Source organism: Tannerella serpentiformis (assembly GCF_003033925.1).
In the GTDB taxonomy this organism is placed as follows: Bacteria; Bacteroidota; Bacteroidia; order Bacteroidales; family Tannerellaceae; genus Tannerella; species Tannerella serpentiformis.
Window position 1 is genome coordinate 1,169,673 of sequence record NZ_CP028365.1, and the last position, 20,903, is coordinate 1,190,575.

12 protein-coding genes, 2 tRNA genes and 3 rRNA genes are annotated in these 20,903 nt (G+C 54.8%); 6 read left to right on the plus strand and 11 right to left on the minus strand.

Annotated elements, in window-relative coordinates:
* Positions 1-435 precede the first annotated feature (435 nt).
* Entirely contained in the window at positions 436-1,032 is a 597-nt protein-coding gene (pncA, locus tag C7123_RS04745; protein WP_069175957.1) for a bifunctional nicotinamidase/pyrazinamidase, read from the plus strand.
* A gap of 399 nt (positions 1,033-1,431) precedes the next feature.
* Here pncA and rrf read toward each other — a convergent pair.
* The 5 genes from rrf to C7123_RS04770 all read right to left on the minus strand — a co-directional run bounded on the left by rrf (position 1,432) and on the right by C7123_RS04770 (position 6,693).
* Positions 1,432-1,546, minus strand: a 5S ribosomal RNA gene (gene rrf / locus C7123_RS04750).
* A 130-nt stretch (positions 1,547-1,676) separates the two neighbouring features.
* Positions 1,677-4,567: ribosomal RNA gene (locus C7123_RS04755) — 23S ribosomal RNA — on the minus strand.
* A 237-nt stretch (positions 4,568-4,804) separates the two neighbouring features.
* A tRNA-Ala gene (locus C7123_RS04760) sits at positions 4,805-4,878 on the minus strand.
* Positions 4,879-4,893: 15 nt separating this feature from the next.
* Positions 4,894-4,967, minus strand: a tRNA-Ile gene (locus C7123_RS04765).
* Between the two features lie 198 nt (positions 4,968-5,165).
* Positions 5,166-6,693 (minus strand): 16S ribosomal RNA (locus C7123_RS04770).
* The 16S, 23S and 5S rRNA genes sit together here with 2 tRNA genes alongside, the layout of an rRNA operon.
* 827 nt (positions 6,694-7,520) lie before the next feature.
* Between C7123_RS04770 and C7123_RS04775 the strand changes: the two genes are divergently transcribed.
* The 5 genes from C7123_RS04775 (at position 7,521) to C7123_RS04795 (ending at position 13,456) form a co-directional block, all read left to right on the plus strand.
* The gene (locus C7123_RS04775; RefSeq protein ID WP_237269280.1) at positions 7,521-8,063 is read left to right on the plus strand and encodes a GNAT family N-acetyltransferase; all 543 of its coding nucleotides are present in this window, start codon (positions 7,521-7,523) and stop codon (positions 8,061-8,063) included.
* A 38-nt stretch (positions 8,064-8,101) separates the two neighbouring features.
* On the plus strand, positions 8,102-8,584 hold the full coding sequence (locus C7123_RS04780; RefSeq protein ID WP_037983443.1) for a DUF4494 domain-containing protein: 483 nt from the start codon (positions 8,102-8,104) through the stop codon (positions 8,582-8,584).
* Positions 8,581-9,255, plus strand: coding sequence for a YggS family pyridoxal phosphate-dependent enzyme (locus tag C7123_RS04785; RefSeq protein ID WP_069175959.1), 675 nt, complete (start codon positions 8,581-8,583; stop codon positions 9,253-9,255). Before C7123_RS04780 ends, C7123_RS04785 begins: the two co-directional genes overlap by 4 nt.
* Positions 9,256-9,301: 46 nt before the next feature.
* Positions 9,302-10,291: a dihydroorotate dehydrogenase-like protein gene (locus C7123_RS04790; protein WP_038009348.1), complete on the plus strand. Its 990-nt coding sequence runs from the start codon at positions 9,302-9,304 to the stop codon at positions 10,289-10,291.
* 201 nt (positions 10,292-10,492) lie between these two features.
* The gene (locus C7123_RS04795; RefSeq protein ID WP_069175960.1) at positions 10,493-13,456 is read left to right on the plus strand and encodes a PD-(D/E)XK nuclease family protein; all 2,964 of its coding nucleotides are present in this window, start codon (positions 10,493-10,495) and stop codon (positions 13,454-13,456) included.
* 622 nt (positions 13,457-14,078) lie between these two features.
* Here C7123_RS04795 and C7123_RS04800 read toward each other — a convergent pair.
* From C7123_RS04800 to C7123_RS04825, 6 genes are all read right to left on the minus strand, one after another.
* On the minus strand, positions 14,079-15,422 hold the full coding sequence (locus C7123_RS04800) for a polysaccharide deacetylase family protein (RefSeq protein ID WP_069175961.1): 1,344 nt from the start codon (positions 15,420-15,422) through the stop codon (positions 14,079-14,081).
* Positions 15,423-16,376 (minus strand): GNAT family N-acetyltransferase, encoded by a 954-nt coding sequence (locus tag C7123_RS04805; RefSeq protein ID WP_069175962.1) that lies wholly within the window; start codon positions 16,374-16,376, stop codon positions 15,423-15,425.
* A 24-nt stretch (positions 16,377-16,400) separates the two neighbouring features.
* Positions 16,401-17,432: a recombinase RecA gene (gene recA / locus C7123_RS04810; protein ID WP_037996185.1), complete on the minus strand. Its 1,032-nt coding sequence runs from the start codon at positions 17,430-17,432 to the stop codon at positions 16,401-16,403.
* Between the two features lie 31 nt (positions 17,433-17,463).
* On the minus strand, positions 17,464-17,922 hold the full coding sequence (gene bcp, locus C7123_RS04815) for a thioredoxin-dependent thiol peroxidase (RefSeq protein WP_037985680.1): 459 nt from the start codon (positions 17,920-17,922) through the stop codon (positions 17,464-17,466).
* Between the two features lie 14 nt (positions 17,923-17,936).
* Positions 17,937-19,130 (minus strand): saccharopine dehydrogenase family protein, encoded by a 1,194-nt coding sequence (locus C7123_RS04820; protein WP_069175963.1) that lies wholly within the window; start codon positions 19,128-19,130, stop codon positions 17,937-17,939.
* Positions 19,131-19,685: 555 nt separating this feature from the next.
* The gene (locus C7123_RS04825; RefSeq protein ID WP_037985684.1) at positions 19,686-20,879 is read right to left on the minus strand and encodes a dicarboxylate/amino acid:cation symporter; all 1,194 of its coding nucleotides are present in this window, start codon (positions 20,877-20,879) and stop codon (positions 19,686-19,688) included.
* Positions 20,880-20,903 lie beyond the last annotated feature (24 nt).

A 20,903-nucleotide genomic window follows, 5' to 3' on the forward strand; every position in this document is an offset into this window, starting at 1 on the left:
GTTTTGTGCCATATCTCGAAATATATAGCTATCCGAAGCTAATTTCAGTACTATTTCTCGGAATATATAGCTATCCAAACCTCATTTCATTCCATTTCTCGAAATATGTAGCTATCTGAATACCATTTCAGTTCCATTTCTCGAGATATATGGCTATATGAACCTCATTTCTGTAGTTTTTCTCGAAATAAAGAGCCTATCGAGGTCCGTGACAGTGCTTCTCCCCTCAAAAATGTATAGCTGCGGGGAAGTGTCGGCTCCTCCGAAACAAAAGAGGGGGTAGATAACTTCGGTGAGCAACCCTTTTGGACAGAAAATCGGGTGCCCCAGCCACGCGGTGTAACGTCACGCGCTCCAGAGCTTGGAAAAACGGCTTGGACAGCTACTTTCGCCCCCAATTTTTCATTTACCCCAACCTCACACACACGCATAAATATGAAAACAGCCCTCCTTTTAGTCGACATCCAAAACGACTTCATCACCGGCAGCCTCCCCGTCCCCGACGGCGCCGCCATCATCGACCCCGTAAACCGTTGCATGACGGATTACGAGTACGTCATCGCCACCCAAGACTGGCACCCCGCCACGCATTTCAGCTTCCACACCTCTCACCCCGGCCGAAAGCCCTTCGAGACCATCGAGCGCGACGGCGAATCGCAGACTCTCTGGCCGCCCCATTGCGTACAGGCCAGCGACGGCGCCGCCCTCCACCCCCGACTCGACACGGCACCCATCGCCGCTATCTTCCGCAAAGGCATCCACCCCGACATCGACAGCTACAGCGCCTTCTTCGACAACCTCCGCCGACGTCAGACCGGCCTCGATGGCTACCTCCGTGGCCTCGGCATCGGCCGCCTCACGGTTGCTGGTCTGGCCGCTGACTATTGCGTCTATTACACCATCAAGGACGCCCTCTCCTTAGGCTACGAAGTCACCCTCTCCGAACGCCTCACCCGCCCCATCTCCCCCGAGGAGTTCGAGCGCCAAAAGCGAGAGCTCACCGCTCACCCTGCCTTCACCCTCACGGACTAAAGCCTCCGTCTCCTCCCTAAAAACAACGCCCCACTGCCATCGTAGGTGGTGGGGCGTTTCCTATTTCATATCAAATCGGTCATAAGAGAGAGTACCAGGGCAAGAGTGCGTATCACATTCACCTCTTATGGGGCTTGTAAAGGGGCCTGTGATCAGGGGCCGGGTACACATGAGGCGTATTGCAATACGTTCCTCCTCCACCGACAGAGGCAGCTATCTTCTTAGCCCACCTCAATCCGAAGCATTCCCTCAAAGTCCCCTGTTCCGCTCCCAGAGGAGATCTTGATGCCCCCTTTGCCCTCTTCTCTTTCTTCCTTTAAGGGAAAGCACATGGGATAACAGCAAAAAAGAATCCCTCCGCCGATCTTAATCGATCAACAGAGGGACTTCCCTTTCAAAAAACGGCAGCTACCTACTCTCCCACTTTTAGTTCAGCAGTACCATCGGCGTTACGGGGCTTAACTTCTCTGTTCGGAATGGGAAGAGGTGGATCCCCCGTGCTATAACTACCTTAATATCTTTCTTCTTCTGACATCTTCAGGACAAAACAAAGAGTTAAGACTCCGCTTTACATCGGATATCTACTACTCTTCTTTAAGGGATCATCTGGCCGTAGCGATAAAACGTCTTGTAAACTCTTTTCCGATAAAAAGTTTCGGGCAATTAGTACTGCTCAGCTTTGCCATTACTGACTTTACACCTGCAGCCTATCTACGTCGTAGTCTTCGACGACCCTTTAATGGATATCTCATCTTGAGGAAGGCTTCGTACTTAGATGCTTTCAGCACTTATCCTTTCCAGACTTAACTACCCGGCTGTGCTCCTGGCGAAACAACCGGCATATCAGAGGTCTGTCCGACACGGTCCTCTCGTACTAGTGTCAGGATCCCCGCAAATATCTTACGCCCACGATAGATAGAGACCGAACTGTCTCACGACGTTCTGAACCCAGCTCGCGTGCCACTTTAATGGGCGAACAGCCCAACCCTTGGGACCTTCTCCAGCCCCAGGATGTGACGAGCCGACATCGAGGTGCCAAACCGCCGCGTCGATATGAGCTCTTGGCGGCGATCAGCCTGTTATCCCCGGAGTACCTTTTATCCTTTGAGCGATGGCCCTTCCATACGGAACCACCGGATCACTATGCTCTAGTTTCCTACCTGATCGACTTGTAGGTCTCTCAGTCAAGCACCCTTATGCCATTACACTCTGCGACCGGTTACCAATCGGTCTGAGGGTACCTTTAGAAGCCTCCGTTACGCTTTTGGAGGCGACCACCCCAGTCAAACTACCCACCATACACCGTCCTCCCTTTCCCGGGAGTTAGAAACCAAACACACAAAGGGCCGTATTTCAACAGCGGCTCCACGATGACTGGCGTCACCGTCTCTCAGCCTCCGGCCTATCCTACACATCGCATGCCCAATTTCAATGTAAAGCTATAGTAAAGGTTCACGGGGTCTTTTCGTCCCATCGCGGGTAATCGGCATCTTCACCGATACTACAATTTCACCGAGCTCACAGTTGAGACAGTGCCCAGATCGTTACACCATTCGTGCAGGTCGGAACTTACCCGACAAGGAATTTCGCTACCTTAGGACCGTTATAGTTACGGCCGCCGTTTACTGGGGCTTCAATTCAATGCTTCTCCCTTACAGGATGACATCTCCTCTTAACCTTCCAGCACCGGGCAGGTGTCAGACCATATACCTCATCTTTCGATTTCGCATAGTCATGTGTTTTTGTTAAACAGTCGCCTGGGCCTATTCTCTGCGACCAATATTGCTATTGGCGTCCTTTATCCCGAAGTTACAGGACCATTTTGCCTAGTTCCTTAACCGTGAATCACTCGAGCGCCTTAGTATTTTCAACCCGACCACGTGTGTCCGTTTCGAGTACGGGTGCTTTGTAGATATGTTTAGCGGGTTTTCTTGGGAGCCTGATTACGCTCTTATTACATTGTACAAGTACGCTGCATACTGTCAGGTTCAACTCTTGTCGCGGATTTGCCTACAACAATCAACGTCTACACCCTTTAACCACCTATTCCGTCAGATGGCCGAGCTGTCACTTCTCCGTCTCCACATCACTCCACAAAGCAGTACCGGAATATTAACCGGTTCTTCCATCGGCATCGCCCTTCGGCTTAGCCTTAGGTCCCGACTAACCCTGATCCGATTAGCGTTGATCAGGAACCCTTGGTCTTTCGGCGAGGAGGTTTTTCACCCCCTTTATCGTTACTTATACCTGCATTTGCTTTTCCATCCGCTCCAACAAGAGTCACCTCTCATCTTCAACGCTGATAATGGAATGCTCCCCTACCGATCTTTTCGATCTCACGGCTTCGGTAAACAGCTTATGCCCGATTATTATCCATGCCCGACCCCTCGACCAGTGAGCTGTTACGCACTCTTTAAATGAATGGCTGCTTCCAAGCCAACATCCTGGCTGTCGCTGCGGTCGGACTTCGTTAATGCAACTTAGCTGCTATTTGGGGACCTTAGCCGGTGATCTGGATTCTTCTCCTCTCGGACATGGACCTTAGCACCCATGCCCTCACTCCCGGGATGTTGCTGATGAGCATTCGGAGTTTGGCCGGACTTGATAGGCGGTGAAGCCCTCGCATCCAATCAGTCGCTCTACCTCTCATCAGTACCTTACCCGAGGCTGCACCTAAATGCATTTCGGGGAGTACGAGCTATCTCCAAGTTTGATTAGCCTTTCACCCCTACCCACAGCTCATTGGAACACTTTTCAACGTATATCCATTCGGCCCTCCAGTTGGTGTTACCCAACCTTCAGCCTGGCCATCGGTAGATCACTTGGTTTCGCGTCTGCTCCTTTTGACTTAGTCGCCCTATTCAGACTCGCTTTCGCTTCGGCTGCGCACCTACTGATGCTTAACCTTGCCAAAAAGAACAACTCGCAGGTTCATTATGCAAAAGGCACGCCGTCACACCTTAAAGGTGCTCCGACCGCTTGTAGGCAGACGGGTTCAGGGTCTATTTCACTCCTCTATTCGAGGTTCTTTTCACCTTTCCCTCACGGTACTGGTTCACTATCGGTCTCTCGGGAGTATTTAGCCTTACGGGATGGTCCCCGTAGATTCGGTCAGGATTTCACGTGTCCCGACTTACTCAGGATATCGCTAGGCTTCACAAAAGATTCGTGTACGGGACTTTCACCCTCTATGGCCCTCTTTCCAGCGGGTTCCACTTCCTTTGCCTCTTGCCACATTGCGATCCTACAACCCCATATGATGCCAAAACATCTATGGTTTGGGCTCTTACGCGTTCGCTCGCCACTACTTACGCAATCATTATTATTTTCTCTTCCTATGGGTACTTAGATGTTTCAGTTCCCCACGTTTGCTCATCTTTCGATGTGATTGGTCTTCTACCAATCGGGTTTCCCCATTCGGACATCCCGGCGTCAAGGGTTATTTGCACCTCAACCGGGCTTTTCGCAGCTTATCACGTCCTTCGTCGCCTCCGAGAGCCAAGGCATCCACCGTCTGCCCTTCTTTTACTTTTTATCTTTAATTGATCGTTCATCACTGGACGCACAATCCGTTTTATCTATAGGCTCTTCTTTTCGATTTTTACCTTAATTTCTCTTAGTCTCCTTTGTATCGAACCAATTCCGAGTAAAATTCCCTCTTGAGGATACTTCTTCTCATATTGCTTCAACACGAAGTCTTTACTTTGTTTTGTCCATCAATGTCAAAGATCTTATTCTTATCAATCCCCAAATCTAGGTTCTGATAATTATGTGGAGAATAACGGATTCGAACCGTTGACCCCCTGCTTGCAAAGCAGGTGCTCTAGCCAGCTGAGCTAATCCCCCATATTGTCTCTTAAGTAGTCCCAGGCAGAGTTGAACTGCCGACCTCTACATTATCAGTGTAGCGCTCTAACCAACTGAGCTATAGGACTCTCTTTCAACTTCCGCCGGGAATATGGAAAACTTCTTCTTTAGCCTCATCATGATGATTGTTTACGAACATCTAAGAATCAACTACCCAGCTTCTTTTATTCTTCTATTTATAACATGTAAACAAGAAAGTAGTACATACTAAAACGAAGTACTTGACTATAATACAGAAAATCGGACATCTTCTGAGCTTGCTCCAGAAAGGAGGTGTTCCAGCCGCACCTTCCGGTACGGCTACCTTGTTACGACTTAGCCCCAGTCACCAGTTTTACCCTAGGCCGATCCTCAACGGTTACGGACTTTAGGCACCCCCGGCTCCCATGGCTTGACGGGCGGTGTGTACAAGGCCCGGGAACGTATTCACCGCGCCATGGCTGATGCGCGATTACTAGCGAATCCAGCTTCACGGAGTCGAGTTGCAGACTCCGATCCGAACTGAGACAGGGTTTAGAGATTTGCATCCGATCGCTCGGTAGCTGCCCTTTGTCCCTGCCATTGTAACACGTGTGTCGCCCCGGATGTAAGGGCCGTGCTGATTTGACGTCATCCCAACCTTCCTCACAGCTTACGCCGGCAGTCCCGCCAGAGTCCTCAGCTTGACCTGTTAGCAACTGACAGTCAGGGTTGCGCTCGTTATGGCACTTAAGCCGACACCTCACGGCACGAGCTGACGACAACCATGCAGCACCTACATACCTGCCATTGCTGGAAAACCACTCTCGCAGTTCGTCAGGTACATTTCAATCCCGGGTAAGGTTCCTCGCGTATCATCGAATTAAACCACATGTTCCTCCGCTTGTGCGGGCCCCCGTCAATTCCTTTGAGTTTCACCGTTGCCGGCGTACTCCCCAGGTGGATTACTTAACGCTTTCGCTGTAGAGCTTACACTATATCGCAAACTCCTAGTAATCATCGTTTACTGCGTGGACTACCAGGGTATCTAATCCTGTTTGATACCCACGCTTTCGTGCTTCAGTGTCAGTTATGCCTTAGTAAGCTGCCTTCGCAATCGGAGTTCTGCGTGATCTCTATGCATTTCACCGCTACACCACGCATTCCGCCTACTTCATCCATACTCAAGACCACCAGTTTCAACGGCAATTTTATCGTTGAGCGACAAACTTTCACCACTGACTTAACAGTCCACCTACGCACCCTTTAAACCCAATAAATCCGGATAACGCTCGCATCCTCCGTATTACCGCGGCTGCTGGCACGGAGTTAGCCGATGCTTATTCGCAGGGTACATACAACTACCCACACGTGAATATCTTTATTCCCCTGCAAAAGAAGTTTACAACCCATAGGGCCGTCATCCTTCACGCGACTTGGCTGGTTCAGGCTCTCGCCCATTGACCAATATTCCTCACTGCTGCCTCCCGTAGGAGTCTGGTCCGTGTCTCAGTACCAGTGTGGGGGACTTTCCTCTCAGAACCCCTAACCATCGTAGGCTTGGTGAGCCGTTACCTCACCAACTACCTAATGGCACGCATGCCCATCCACAACCGATAAATCTTTAACAAATAACACCATGCGGTGTCCCTGTTTTATGAAGTATTAGACCGACTTTCGCCGGATTATTCTTCTGTTGTGGGTAGGTTGCATACGCGTTACTCACCCGTGCGCCGGTCGCCAACTTTGTATTGCTACAAATTGCTGCCCCTCGACTTGCATGTGTTAAGCCTGTCGCTAGCGTTCATCCTGAGCCAGGATCAAACTCTCCGTTGTTGATATTGTTTATATCCTTTGCTTCGCTCATAGATGCCCTTTTCTTATTGTATCATTGACGGTACTTTCTATTCTTTCTGTACTACATCTTGTATACATGTAAATCTTACAAAGATCGCTCTTTCGCTGATAGAGGAATCTATTATTGACTTTCCTCATTCTAGCATTTTTTCTTTCTTCCGACCTGCTCTCTCTTGCAGGTTTCGGGGCGCAAAGATAAAACCCTTTATTTCATTCCACCAAATTTTTCGAGAAAAAAATTTTCGAGTGGACTCTCTTGTTGAACGGTGCTTGCTTCTTTACTCACATTTGAGTGGATAACTCTTATCAAGCTTCCCGTCGCTGAATCTTACACTTAAATATATCGACTTCTTCCTATTAACTAAGAAGAAGACTGCTTTCCAAGTTCTTTTTCTTTAACGACTCTTACCGTTCGCTCTTCCAGCATTTCATCTTTATCGTCGCTCCCTCTCTCGAAAGCGGGTGCAAAAGTACATGGACTTTCTTCTCTTCCAAATCTTACCACTACATCTGCTGTGTTAAATTATGCTTGATTGCTGATTTACAGTCTCTACACGAAAACGAGGACCGCTGTTTTTTTTATCAAGACAGCCAATCCAAGAGGCTAAGAAACACTTGCCCGAGCATCATAGCAGTCGTAAGCAACTATGCTGATCTCTATGCCTAACTGAGACTTTTATTAGGGAGGGAGTAGGAAATATATCATAGCTTTGCACTTCCGAAATACGATTACGATAGAGCGGAATCCAATCAACATACACACTTACTTATTATATGAGTAGCACATGAGGGAGGGCCAAAACAATGTGGAGAAGATAAAACTGAACACGGCTGTAGTTCTGCGACTGTTAACTCCTCTGGATGCACCGGATATTTTCAACGCGATCGACACACAACGCCGTTACTTAGCTCAATGGCTACCTTTCGTGAGTGGAACGCGGACTATTGAAGATACTCTCCGCTATGTGCGAACCTCAATGCTTGATTTTGAACGAGGAGATTACGTATTTGTGATTGCTTGCGAGGAGCAATTTGCAGGATTGATCGGGTTTAAGGATACAGATCGAGAAAACCGCAGAACGGAGCTGGGATACTGGCTGCGTGAGGAGTATCAGGGCCGAGGACTCATGACAGAATCGGTAAAGGCATTATGTCGCTGGGCATTTCGGAAACAGCGGATGTTCAGGGTACAGATCAAATGTGCGACGGAAAATATCCGTAGCCGGGCCATACCGGAGCGACTAGGATTCGTACACGAGGGGACGGAGCGTGGAGGGGCACGATTAGCTAACGGTCGACATACGAACTTAGAGGTGTATAGCCGTTTGCGGACAGATAAGGTGAAATAGATATATATGAAGTACAGCAAGCAGAAAAGACAGATGTTATGAATTGGTTTGAATGCAAGGTATCATACGAAAAGATGATCGAAGGTGGGATGCAGAAGAAGGTTACAGAGCCTTATCTGGTGGATGCGATGTCGTTCACCGAGGCTGAGGCACGGATCATCGAGGAGCTGCAACCCTATATCACAGGTGAATTCTTAGTAGCCGACATCAAGCGGGTACGACTCTCTGAGCTATTTTACAACGAACAGGGCGACCGATACTATAAGGCGAAGGTCTGCTACATCTCGCTCGACGAGAAGAGCGGGATGGAGAAACGCACCACCGTCCAGATGCTGGCCCAAGCCTCATCGGTAAGGGAAGCGTTAGACACGATCGATGAGGGCATGAAGGGCTCTATGGCTGACTATGAAGTAGCCTCCATCACGGAGAGTCCGCTGATAGACGTCTTCCCATTCTCTGAAGGCGCAAAGGCGCGGCAAGGTGAAGCACCGAAAAAAAGCTCTGCGGAGGACGAGGCATGAGCACGGTAGCAGAACGTCTGGAAGCCATCCGGAGAACGTTGCCCAAAGACGTGGAGTTGGTGGCAGTATCGAAGTTCCACCCTGCCGAAGTGGTGCGCGAGGCCTACGATGCCGGGCAACGCTTATTCGGTGAGAGCCGTGTACAGGAGCTTGTAGCCAAGCAGCCTCTACTTCCCAACGATATCGAGTGGCACTTCATCGGATCGCTACAGACCAACAAAGTGAAATACCTCGCTCCCTTCATCCACACCATTCAAAGCATTGACTCGCTAAAGTTGCTGACCGAGGTGGATCGGGCAGCAGAGCGCGTGGGGCGACAGATCCGCGTACTGATCGAGGTGCATATCGCCGAAGAAGACTCGAAGCACGGATTCAGCGTGGACAAGTGTCGCAAACTGTTTGCTGACGGTGCACTCTCGGCCTACAAACACGTCAAGATCGCAGGCCTAATGGGCATGGCTACATTCACGGACGATACCGAGCATGTGCGTCGTGAATTTGATCGGCTCCGCACACTCTTCGACGAGGTGCGGGCGATGCCCGGAGCCGTCGACTCATGCTTCACGGAGCTGTCGATGGGTATGAGCGACGATTATCCGACGGCCATCGAGGCCGGTAGCACGATGGTCCGCGTGGGCACGAAGATCTTCGGGCCGCGACAGTACAGCTAAGGGTCGGACATAGAAATTTGAATAGTAAACGAAAACAGCATAACCAATGAGAAATTTAGAGACAAAATATGCCGGCTTGACGCTGCGTAACCCGTTGATCGTCGGCAGTTCGGGACTTACGAGCAAGGCTGATAAAAACGGCAAATGGGAAGAAGCAGGTGCGGGGGCCGTGGTCCTCAAATCGCTCTTCGAAGAGCAGATCGAGGCGCAAGGTGACCTATTAATGGCCGGCGCAAGCGACTACCCGGAGGCCGAAGATTATGTCCGCGCCTACGTCCGCGCAAATGGACGCGAAGAGTATCTCCAGTTGATCCGCGATAGCAAAGCCGCCTGCCACGTGATCCCCGTGATCGCCAGCGTAAACTGCTACCGCGCGGACACCTGGGCCGACTTCGCCGCCGAGATCGAACGTGCGGGCGCCGACGCCCTCGAGCTCAACGTGTTCTACTTAGACACCGACATCCATTCCGACAGCCGCGAAGTGCTCCGGCACTACAGCTCGATTCTAAAAGACGTGCGCAGCCGCATCTCCATCCCCATCATCATGAAGATCGGCAAGGGCTTCAGCACTATCCCCGCCTTCGTCAACCGTCTGCAAGGCTTCGGTGCCAATGCCGTGGTGCTCTTCAATCGCTACTACCGGCCGGACATCGACATCGAGCGCTGCCGCATCGTCGCTGCGCCGCCCTTCAGCGACCCGTCCGAGCTGGGCGACACGCTCCGCTGGACGGCCATCGTCTCGGGCGCGCTGCCGGACATGCCCATCGCCGCATCCACCGGGGTGCATACGTGGCAGGACGCCATCAAATGTATCTTGGCCGGAGCCTCAGCCGTGCAGCTTTGCAGCACACTTTACAAGCACGGCGCGAAGGTGATACCTGAGATGATCACGCAGATCGCCGACTGGATGGAGCGCACGAAGTACGAATCTGTCGAGGAGTTCCGCGGCCGCCTCAGCCTCTCGAATGCCGCCGACGCATCGATGTACGAGCGGACGCAATTCATGAAATATATCTCCAGCCGCGAGACCATCTGACCGGCCTCCGCGCTACATGTCATCAGAAAAAAGGGGAAGCCCGCACGGGTTGCCCCTTTCTTTTGCTCTTTTGTCGCCCTGCGCCCACTCCGCGCGATAACTTTCTATTTCCATTCCGACGATTATCCCTACGGATTGGATCAAAAAAATGGCGTTCACAGTCATCTCCCCCTATTCTTTACTCTTAGTTTTTCGTTTTCTATGACTCCCTTCCTTCAGCAGATTGCCAAATGTTTTTACGATGCCTATGGTGCTGACGTGCAGCAGATGGCCTTCATCTTCCCCAACCGTCGTGCAGGTCTCTTCTTTCGCAAATACCTCTCGCAGACCGTAGGCCGACCGATTTTCTCCCCTACCATCCTCACCCTCAACGGCCTCTTCGAGCAACTCAGCACGCTCCAACCTGCGGATCACTTGCAGATGCTCTTCCTCCTCTACCATATCTATGTCAGACGCAGCCAGCGACAGGAAACGTTCGACGATTTCGTCCACTGGGGCGAAATGCTGCTCAGCGACTTCAACGATGTCGACAACTATCTCGTTGACGCACGCCAACTCTTCACCAACGCCAGCCATCTCCACGAGTTCGAGAAGGATCTCTCTTATCTCGAGCCTGAACAAGTCGAAGCCATCCGCAGCTTCTGGGCCGCCTTCCGTCCCGACACCGAGGACGATGGCAACCGCCGATCCTTCCTCGGCGTCTGGGACATCCTGCACGACATCTACCTCGATTTCCGCGCCGAGCTCACCAACCGGGGGCGCGGCTACGAGGGTATGATCGCGCGCGACGTCGTGGAGCGTATCCGACGCGAAGGGGGCGCCGATTTGTCCTATAGCCGCGTCGTCTTCGTGGGCTTCAATGCGCTCTCGCGCGCCGAGGAGGCACTCTTGGTGGAGCTTCAAAAACAAGGCATCGCCGACTTCTATTGGGACGCCGGAACGATCAACGCCGACGCGGGCGAAGACGGTTTCCGACGCGTGCTCGACAAAGACAACCGCGCCGCGCATTTCCTCCGAGACTATCTCCGCCGCTTCCCCTCCGACCTGTTTCTACCCCCGGAGGAGCCTAACGAGCCCGTAATCACCCTGACCGGCCTGCCTTCGCGCATCGGACAAACGAAACACGTCCATGAGTTGCTCCTGCGCATGGCCGACGGACGCCTCCGCATGATGGAGGACGAGGCGCTCCGAACGGCCGTCGTCTTGCCTGACGAACAGCTGCTTATCCCCATCCTTAACGCCATCCCCCACACTGTGCCGCACATCAATATCACCCTGGGATACCCCCTCTCCGGCACTCCCGTAGCCTCGCTTATCGAGGACGTTTTGGCTTTGCAGAAGAACCTCCGCACGACTTCCGGCGGCGGCGTGGAATACTACCACCGCGAGGTGACAGCCATCCTCAACCACCGCTATGTCCGCCGTGCTGCGCCGCGCATCGTGACCGACTTACTCTGCAATATCATCGCCAATAACCGCATCTATATCCCTGCGGAAGATTTGGCCCAGACGGACCTCCTCCGACTCATTTTCCGACGCGTCCGCTCCGCAGCCGACCTCTCGCGCTATCTCATCGACCTACTCAAAGGGCTCAACGGCCTCTTCCCTGACAGGATCGATGAAACGGCCGACGATGACGCCACCGACCCGGTCGGTATGGACGCCGTCGAAGGTGAGTTCACCTACGCCTACTACACCACCTTAACGCGCATGAACGACCTCATCGCCGAGGCCCAAATCTCCATGTCGGTCGATACCTATACCCGCCTCTTGGCTCGCCTTATCGAAAGCGTATCCATCCCCTTCCGCGGCGAACCGCTGGCCGGACTCCAGATCATGGGCGTGCTCGAAACGCGCGTCCTCGACTTCGACCGACTCATCATCCTCTCCATGAACGAGGGCCTCTTCCCTGCGCGCGGCGCCACCCCGTCGTTCATCCCGCACACCCTTCGCCACGGCTTCGGTCTGCCTACCTTCGAGCTGCGCGATAGTGTTTTTGCCTACTATTTCTATCGTATGATCTCGCGGGCCCGCAGCGTAAACCTCCTCTATGACACCCGCACGGATGGCTTTCGCACCACGGGTGAAGTCAGCCGCTTCATCCACCAACTCCGCTACCATTACGAAGTGTCTATGAAAGACGAGGCCCCGGCATTCGCTATCGCTTCGTCTGACGACCTCCGTCTACGGATAGACAAAACGGGCGATGTGCTCCATCAGTTAGAATCGTTCCTCGGGGAGGGTGAAAAAGCACTCTCTGCGAGTACGATTAACAGCTACATCGATTGCCCTCTGCGTTTCTGCCTTTCCTCCGTCATGGGCCTACAGGAAGAGGATGAAATCACCGAAAGCGTTGAGAACCGCCTCTTCGGCAGCATCCTCCACCGCGTCATGGAGGGGATCTACAAGCCGCTCTGCAACGCCACCGTCAACAAGGCATGGTTAGGCTCCGTCATAGCCAATCGCGAAAACCTGCGGCATAAGATCGGCGAAGCCTTCGCTGAACTTTTCTTCCACACCCCGGGCGACGTCCGCCCCCTCACCGGCCAAAACAGCTTAACCGCCGCCATGATCGAAAAATATATACTCCGCATCCTTCGTTACGACCAGAGTCTGGCCCCCTTCGTCTATGTCGGTTCCGAGCGACGCATCCTGTCGGCCTTTCCCCTCTCCGACGGCCGCCGCGTCCGGCTCAAGGGCTACATTGACCGACTCGACGAGGTCGACCGCTCGCTCCGCATCGTAGATTATAAGACAGGTACAGAGAAAAAGATGCAGTTCGCCACTCCCGCCGACCTCTTCGACCGGGACAAGGGGATGAATCGCCAGTCTGCCGTCATGCAAGTACTTATCTACGCATGGATGCTGCACGCCGAAAACCTCACCCGAAGCCTGCCCCTTCGGCCGTCCATCTATTATGTGCGCAGTCTTTTCAAAGACGTCTTCGACCCCTCGATCTACACCAAAGAAGAAGGCCAAAGAACATACGGCCTCCTCATTGATGACTTTGTCGGCCAGTGCCTACCCGACTTCGAGATCGCTATGCACCATGTGCTTGATGAACTCTTCGACCCACGCATTCCCTTCATACAGACCAACGAGGAAAAATCTTGCGGTTACTGCACCTTCCGCGAGCTCTGCGGGCGCAAAAAAGCTGTATCGTAACTCTACTTTATTGAAGACGGGAGATATTCTTAGATGGTCACACCCGTTTGCAATGCAGATAGGCCCGCTCCCGCGATGAGCACACCCGATTGCAATGCAGATAGGTATGCTCCTGTGAGGAGCACCGCCGATTGCAACGTCAATAGTCATGTTCCCGCGAGGAGCATACCCGATTGCAACGTCAATAGCCATGCTCCCGTAAGAAGCACCACCGATTACAGCGTCAACAGCCATGCTCCCGCGAGGAGCACTCCAGATTGCAACGTCAATAGCCGTGTTACCGTGAGGGACGCTACCGATTGCAACGTCAATAGCCATGTCTCTGTGAGGAGCATCTCCGATTGCAGCGTTTCTGATTATACTTCCTCAAGATACGCGATTATTTAGGCATGAAATAGTGCCCATTCAAGCAGATTGACGCTTATTTTTTCATGTAATGGGGATCCATCGAAACAAATGGCCACTTTTTTCGCCCGCATATCTTTAGGATCATATAGCAGACTCACTCTCTACGTTTTCAATAGAAACGAATGCGCACGAATAAAGCGCAGAGACGAATAAAAAATCGTCCCTGCGCTATGAAGAATAGCCGAAAAACAAATGATTACCCCTACCCCCTCGGTTACCTTCTCAGCGATTCATAGGCGCTATCGGCCAGCAACACCAACGTACGGCTGTAGAGGTTTTTGAGGTAACCCGCGCGGGGTGTGGCGGAGGTGTTGTGCCAGAGGAGGGTCAGGCTGCCGTGGGCGCGACGCGTCTCGTCGGCCAATTCGATGATGAGTCGGAGGGCATCACGCTCGTCGAGGTGCATGTAGCGCTCCGCGGAGAGGGTGCACTCCATGACGGTCAGCGGATGGAGAGTGAGCCTGTGCGAAAGGTGGCGCGTGGCAGGGTAAATGCAGCGGACGGGGCGCGCGGTGCCGAGGCGGAAACCGACTTGATCGGCGTATCCCATCGTGTAGTCGTCCGTGATGCCGGCGTCCTCGAGGGCCTCCATGTGCTGCGGCTCGCGGAGGCCGAGAAAGTGGTGGCGATTCAAGGTGACAGGCCTGTCGATGGCATTTTCCAAGGCCGCCTTCTCTCGGGCGATCAGCTCAGGCCGGCGACCCGCCTCGTGGCTGGCATGCAGGCCGATCTCAACGTCGTAATCGCGGCAGAGTTGGAGCAGGCGGCCGATGTCGCGCCCGTGAAGGTCGTAGTGCGGGCGATCCTCCACGTCGTTTCCACCGGCGCGAAAGAAGAGGATCGGCCGACAGTGGTCAGCGCCGAAGATGGTGCGCATGCGGTCGTCCTGCTGCAGCATCCAGGGAAAAGTGTAGTAAGGGTCATCCTCCAGTCGGCCGAAATGACCGCGGAAAGCGCTGATGAAATGGCCCTGGAGCAGCTCGCGCGCCATGCTGCGCAGGGTGCGGCAGAAGAAGGGTGCGTCAACGTCGTGCGTGAGGTTGATCTGGCTGAATGTGGCATGCGGTTCGGGGGCTACGCAGCCGACCTCGCGCAGCAGCCGACGCAGCAAGCGGCCATAATCGTCGACGAGCGGGCGGCGGAGGAAGCCGGCGCGATGGGCGATCGACTCCCTGCCCGGGAAACGGCCGTGGATATCGCGCACATCCGGCCGCATCCACTCCTCGTACCGGCTGAGCAGAAAGTAAGCGCCGGCGATGACGTCGGCGTGCAAGACGATGGTATGTCCGCGCCGCGTGATCTCCGGCCGGCCAAAGAGGATCGGCAGGTCGCCATCTACCGCCTCCCCTGCGCCGCCCTTGAGCATCGGTAAGGGGAGCATGGGCATCGAGCGGGCCGTGCCGTAGACGTCCTCATCGAAGAAGCCCGAGGGGAGGATGACGAGGCGGAAAGTGTGAAAGGCTTGCGCGTCGGCGGTATAGCCCACAGCGCGGCAGGCATCCTCGGGGACGCTGTCGCCCAGCAAGAAGCGGAGGATGTAGGCTTGTATCTCGTTCATTTATCCCCTCCATTTCATCCGTGCGCGATCCCACAAGCTGAGCTGCCCACGGCGGACGCAGAAGTAAGGCGTCTGCACGCCGCCAAACTCACGAAAGAAGCGCTCTACGCCGCGAAGCATGGAGCCTTCCAGATCGAAGATGTCAGTGTATTGGGCCGTGTGGCAGACGGCCTCCCAAAGGGTGAGCGCGTGAGCGCCAGAGGCGCGTAGGGCGGGATCGCTACCGCCGGCGATGTAGCTCGCACCACTCGGTTGCCACACGACAAAGACGGCCGCATGCAGCTGGCCCTCGGCGTCGTAACCGCCGAAGATTTCGCCTTGGCCGCGGCTGCGCGCTGCCTCTACGAGGCGACGAAGTGCGCGTGGATCTTGTTTGTTGGCGACACCCTGCCGTTCAAATGTTTGCTCCTGCACGGTGAGGAGGGCGTCGGTGGAGAGGCCTGCGCGGACAGTGATGCCGTGTCGGTCACGGGCCTTGATGAGGTTGCGGCGAATGTTTTGGCTCATCCGTTCGCGCAATGCGTCTGTATCGTGGATGGTGTGCAGGAGGTAGGTATAGCGTGTGGTTTGTGTGTAGCCCGCCCAGTAGAAGGGCAGCCAATCGGTGACCGCGTGATGAAAGTTTTGCAGGAAGGCACGGCGACCGTCGATTCGTTCCAGCAGCATCGTCATAAGCTCCTGGCGGCGCGCCAACGCAGAGGCATACTTCGTGTCCGCGGCCAAGGGAGCGATCCAAGGACCCATCGTCTGCGTGTAGGACGGCATACTGACGACGCCCGCGAGGGGCTGGTAGAGGGGCATGGCCGCGGCGATGCGTCCGCGATCCTCGATGATCAGCGCGTCCCAGTGATCCTCGCCACAGGCGGCGTCGAGCCACCAGTCGCGAGAGAAGAGGGGGAGACCGTCTTCCGTGCGGCAGAGTGCGCGGTAGATCTCTTTTTCAGATAAAGCCACGGCGGTACGGCTCCCCTCCTTCTGTTATTGGTTCTTCATCTTCTCCGAGATCTTTGCCTCCAGATCGGCGGCAGCCTCGGGGTTATCCTTGAAGAACTGCTTCGCCGAATCGCGACCTTGACCGAGGCGTATCTCGCCGAAGTTGAACCATGAGCCATTCTTGGCGATCAGTCCCAGCTCGACGCCCATGTCGACGAGCTCGCCGGTGTGAGAGATGCCCTCACCGTAGATCATGTCAAACTCTGCTTTGCGGAAGGGCGGCGCCACCTTGTTCTTGACCACTTTGACGCGCGTCAGGTTGCCGATGATGACATCGCCATCCTTGATCGGTGTGCTGCGGCGGATGTCCAGGCGGACAGAGGCGTAGAACTTCAGCGCGTTGCCACCCGTCGTCGTTTCGGGAGGGCCACTGCCATACGACGGCGCACCGATCTTCTCTCTCAGCTGGTTGATGAAGACGCAGACCGTGCGCGTCTTGCTGATCGCACCCGTCATCTTGCGCAGGGCCTGCGACATGAGCCTAGCCTGAACGCCCATCTGACTCTCGCCCATGTTGCCCTCCAGCTCAGACTTCGGCGTGAGGGCGGCCACGGAGTCGATGACGATGATGTCTACCGCAGCCGAGCGGATCAGTTGCTCGGCGATTTCGAGCGCCTGTTCACCGTTGTCGGGCTGCGAGATGAGCAGGTTGTCCGTATCGACGCCTAACTTCTTGGCGTAGATGCTGTCGAAGGCGTGTTCGGCGTCAATGAAAGCGGCGATACCGCCTCCCTTCTGTGCCTCGGCGATCATATGTAGCGCGATGGTCGTCTTACCGGACGATTCGGGGCCGAAGACCTCCACGATGCGTCCGCGGGGTACGCCTCCGACGCCCAGCGCGACGTTCAGCCCGACGGATCCGGTGGGGATCACCTCGATGTTCTCCTCCACCTGCCGGTCGCCCAGTGCCATGATCGAACCCTTACCGAAGTTCTTTTCGATCTTATCCATTGCCGCCTTTAGGGCCGACAGCTTGTCCGACCCGCCCGTGGCGGCTTCTTTTTTCTCTTTTGCCATGTATGTGTTTGCTTATTGTAAATGTGTGGGGTTATGCCTCCTCTGAGAGGATCTGGCGGGCGTGATCTTTCGTATTCACACGCTCGATCACGCGCTCCACCACACCCTCGGCGTTGATGAGAAACGTCTGGCGGAGGGTACCCATGTAGGTGCGTCCGTAGAGCTTCTTCTCGGCCCAGACACCGAACTGCTGCTGCAGCGTGGTGTCTGTGTCGGCGATGAGCCGGAAGGGCAGGCTTTGCTTTTCGATGAATCCGCGGTGCGAGCGGGCACTGTCTTTGCTGACGCCGATCACGTCGTAGCCGGCCGCTTGCAGATCGGCATAGCCGTCGCGCAAGCTACAGGCCTCGGCAGTGCATCCGCTGGTGTTGTCCTTGGGGTAGAAGTAAAGTGCGACGCGACGACCGCGATAATCGCTCATGCGCACTTCCTTTCCGTCTTGATCCGTCCCGAGCAGGTCGGGCACGCGATCGCCTACTTGTATAGCCATAAAACGACGGGGGGTTAGAGTTCCAAATCGCCACCGAAGATCTCGTGCCACGGCAGACCCTGCACGTTGAGCTCCTTCATGAAGGGATCAGGATCGAACTCCTCCACATTCCACACGCCCGGCCGACGCCACTGCCCCTCGAGAAACATCTTGGCGCCAATCATGGCGGGCACGCCCGTGGTGTAGCTCACGCCCTGCGCACCGGTCTCTTCGTAGGCGGCGCGGTGGCTACAGTTGTTGTAGACGTAGTACGTCTGCTCGCGACCGTCCTTCAACCCGCGGATGCGGCAGCCGATCGACGTCTCGCCCGTGTAGTTCTCTCCCAGCTCGCCGGGATCGGGCAGGACGGCCTTGAGGAACTGGATGGGCACAATCTCCACGCCTTTGTAGAGGATCGGCTTGATGCTCGTCATGCCGATGTTTTGCATCACGCGCAGATGCGTCAGGTATTCCTGCCCGAAGGTCATCCAGAAGCGTGCACGGCGCAGCGTGGGGTAGTTCTTGACGAGGCTCTCCAGCTCTTCGTGATACATGAGATACGACTCACGCGGCCCAACATTCGGGTAGTTCAGCGCCTGATGTACGGAGAGCGGCTCCGTCTCGTGCCACTTTCCATCTTCATAATAGCGGCCCTTTTGGGTGATCTCGCGGATGTTGATCTCCGGGTTGAAGTTGGTGGCGAAAGCCTTGTGATGGTCGCCGGCGTTGCAGTCGACGATGTCGAGCGTGTGCAGCTCGTCGAAGTGGTGCTTGGCGGCGTAGGCCGTGAAGACGCCCGTCACGCCGGGGTCGAAGCCGCAACCGAGGATGGCGGTCAGGCCGGCCTCGCGGAAGCGATCCTTGTAGGCCCACTGCCAACTGTACTCGTATTTGGCTTCGTCGAGCGGCTCATAGTTGGCCGTGTCGAGGTAGCTGACGCCGTACTTGAGGCAGGCGTTCATGATGTGGAGATCCTGATAAGGCAGGGCGAGGTTGACCACCAGCTCGGGGCGGAAGTCCTCGAAGAGGCGCACCAGTTCGTCCTCGTTGTCGGCGTCCACCTGAGCCGTGCGCACGCGTACGTTCTTAATATCCTCCGCGATGCGATCGCATCTGCTTTTCGTGCGGCTGGCCAGCATGATGTCAGTAAACACATCGGCATTCATAGCCATTTTCTTCACGGCAACGGTGCTCACGCCCCCGGCGCCGATCACTAATATCTTCCCCATAAAATCGATGTTATTAATTGTCTGAGTGTGGTTTTGTATAGGGCAAAAGTAGACCATTTCCAGCGATGCGGCCGGCCTGTCGGCGTTAGGGCCACGGTCGCAACCCCCTGTTCTCACCATGCAAGAGGGGATAAGTCCTGCCAAATAATAAGGCGCAAAATTGCGAGTGAACGATATAGTACAACGACGGCAACTCACAACTTTGTGAGTTAACGACATTGTACAACGATGGCAACTCACAACTTTGTGAGTTAACGATATAGTACAACGACGGCAACTCACAATTTTGTGAGTTAACGATGTAGTACAGCGACGATAACTCACAATTTTTCATCTTAATTATACAGCACAGCGACGTTAACTTACAATTTTGCGGCTTAATCATACAGCACAGCGACGTTAACTTACAATTTTGCGGCTTAATCATATAGTACGATAATGCCTCCAACCGAGAGTGGGCTGGAGGCATTGATTCGATAGCAGTCGCCATTTCATCCCGCTGGGGATCTGCAGATCCCCGCAAGGCTATGGCCAGATGCGGCCACGGCGTCGGGCTTATGCGTTTTGTGGCTCGCCGGGGCGCTGGCCAGCGATGCGGTCGACGATGACGGCAATGGCGCCGTCGCCCGTCACGTTGCAGGCCGTGCCGAAGCTGTCCATGGCGATGTAAAGGGCGATCATGAGCGCTTGGAGGGTCTCGTCGAAGCCGAGCATGGTGCCCAAGAGTCCGAGGGCCGCCATGATGGCGCCGCCGGGCACACCGGGCGCAGCAACCATCGTAATGCCGAGCATGAGGATGAAGCCACTGAATGCGGCCGGGTCGATCGCTTGACCGGACATGAGGAGGATGGCCATTGCGCAGGCGGTGATCTTCATCGTGCTACCGGCCAGGTGGATCGTGGCGCAGAGTGGGACGGTGAAGACGGCGATGCTCTCCCGGACGCCATTCCGGAGCGTCTGCTTGAGCGTCACGGGGATGGTGGCGGCCGACGACTGTGTGCCAAGGGCGGTGGCGTAAGCCGGCAGCATGTTCTTCAAGAGCCGGAGCGGATTCTTGCCCGCTATGACACCGGCTATGCTGAACTGGATGAGCAGCAGCACGACGTGCAGCACGAAGATGACGAGGATGACCCGAAGGAACATGGACATGATGCCGGCCACCTGTCCGCTAACGGTGATGTTGAGGAAGATGCCGAAGATGTGGAGCGGCAAGAGGGGCACGATGACGGTCTCGATGAGGCGCGAGACGATGTCACGAAAGTCTACGCAGCCCTTTTGGAGCGTGTCGCCGGGGATGGAGGCGAGGCCGAGACCGACGACGAAGGAGAGCAGAAGGGCGGTCATAATGTCCATCACGGGCGGCATGGCAACGGTAAAATAGGGCGTGAGCATGGCCGATTCGGGGTTCTGCAACGCCTCGAGCGACTGGGTGCCAACGGTGAGGAGGTGGGGGAAAACCGCCACACCGGTGAAGTAGGTGAAGAAGCCGGAGAAGATGGTCGATCCGTAGGCGATGAGCGCCGTGATGAGTAGCAGCCTCCCTGCGCCCTTGCCTAACTCGCCGATGGCGGGGGCCACGAGGCCGAGGATGATGAGCGGAATGGCGAACGAGAGGAAGTTGCCAAAGAGACTGTTGAACGTGACGAAGATTCGGACGATGGCCGTGGGCAGGAATTGCCCCAATAGGATGCCGCCTACGATGGCTATGGCCACCCATCCGAGGAGTGAAATGCGGAAGGGGATTTTCATAAGGATAAAGGATGTGTTTATGCG

What these genes read in the sequence shown, in the direction of transcription:
- pncA (WP_069175957.1), top strand. Translation starts at nt 436, where the DNA reads ATGAAAACAGCCCTCCTTTTAGTCGACATCCAAAACGACTTCATCACC.
- C7123_RS04780 (WP_037983443.1), top strand. Translation starts at nt 8,102, where the DNA reads ATGAATTGGTTTGAATGCAAGGTATCATACGAAAAGATGATCGAAGGT.
- C7123_RS04785 (WP_069175959.1), top strand. Translation starts at nt 8,581, where the DNA reads ATGAGCACGGTAGCAGAACGTCTGGAAGCCATCCGGAGAACGTTGCCC.
- C7123_RS04790 (WP_038009348.1), top strand. Translation starts at nt 9,302, where the DNA reads ATGAGAAATTTAGAGACAAAATATGCCGGCTTGACGCTGCGTAACCCG.
- C7123_RS04795 (WP_069175960.1), top strand. Translation starts at nt 10,493, where the DNA reads ATGACTCCCTTCCTTCAGCAGATTGCCAAATGTTTTTACGATGCCTAT.
- C7123_RS04800 (WP_069175961.1), bottom strand. Translation starts at nt 15,422, where the DNA reads ATGAACGAGATACAAGCCTACATCCTCCGCTTCTTGCTGGGCGACAGC.
- recA (WP_037996185.1), bottom strand. Translation starts at nt 17,432, where the DNA reads ATGGCAAAAGAGAAAAAAGAAGCCGCCACGGGCGGGTCGGACAAGCTG.
- bcp (WP_037985680.1), bottom strand. Translation starts at nt 17,922, where the DNA reads ATGGCTATACAAGTAGGCGATCGCGTGCCCGACCTGCTCGGGACGGAT.
- C7123_RS04820 (WP_069175963.1), bottom strand. Translation starts at nt 19,130, where the DNA reads ATGGGGAAGATATTAGTGATCGGCGCCGGGGGCGTGAGCACCGTTGCC.
- C7123_RS04825 (WP_037985684.1), bottom strand. Translation starts at nt 20,879, where the DNA reads ATGAAAATCCCCTTCCGCATTTCACTCCTCGGATGGGTGGCCATAGCC.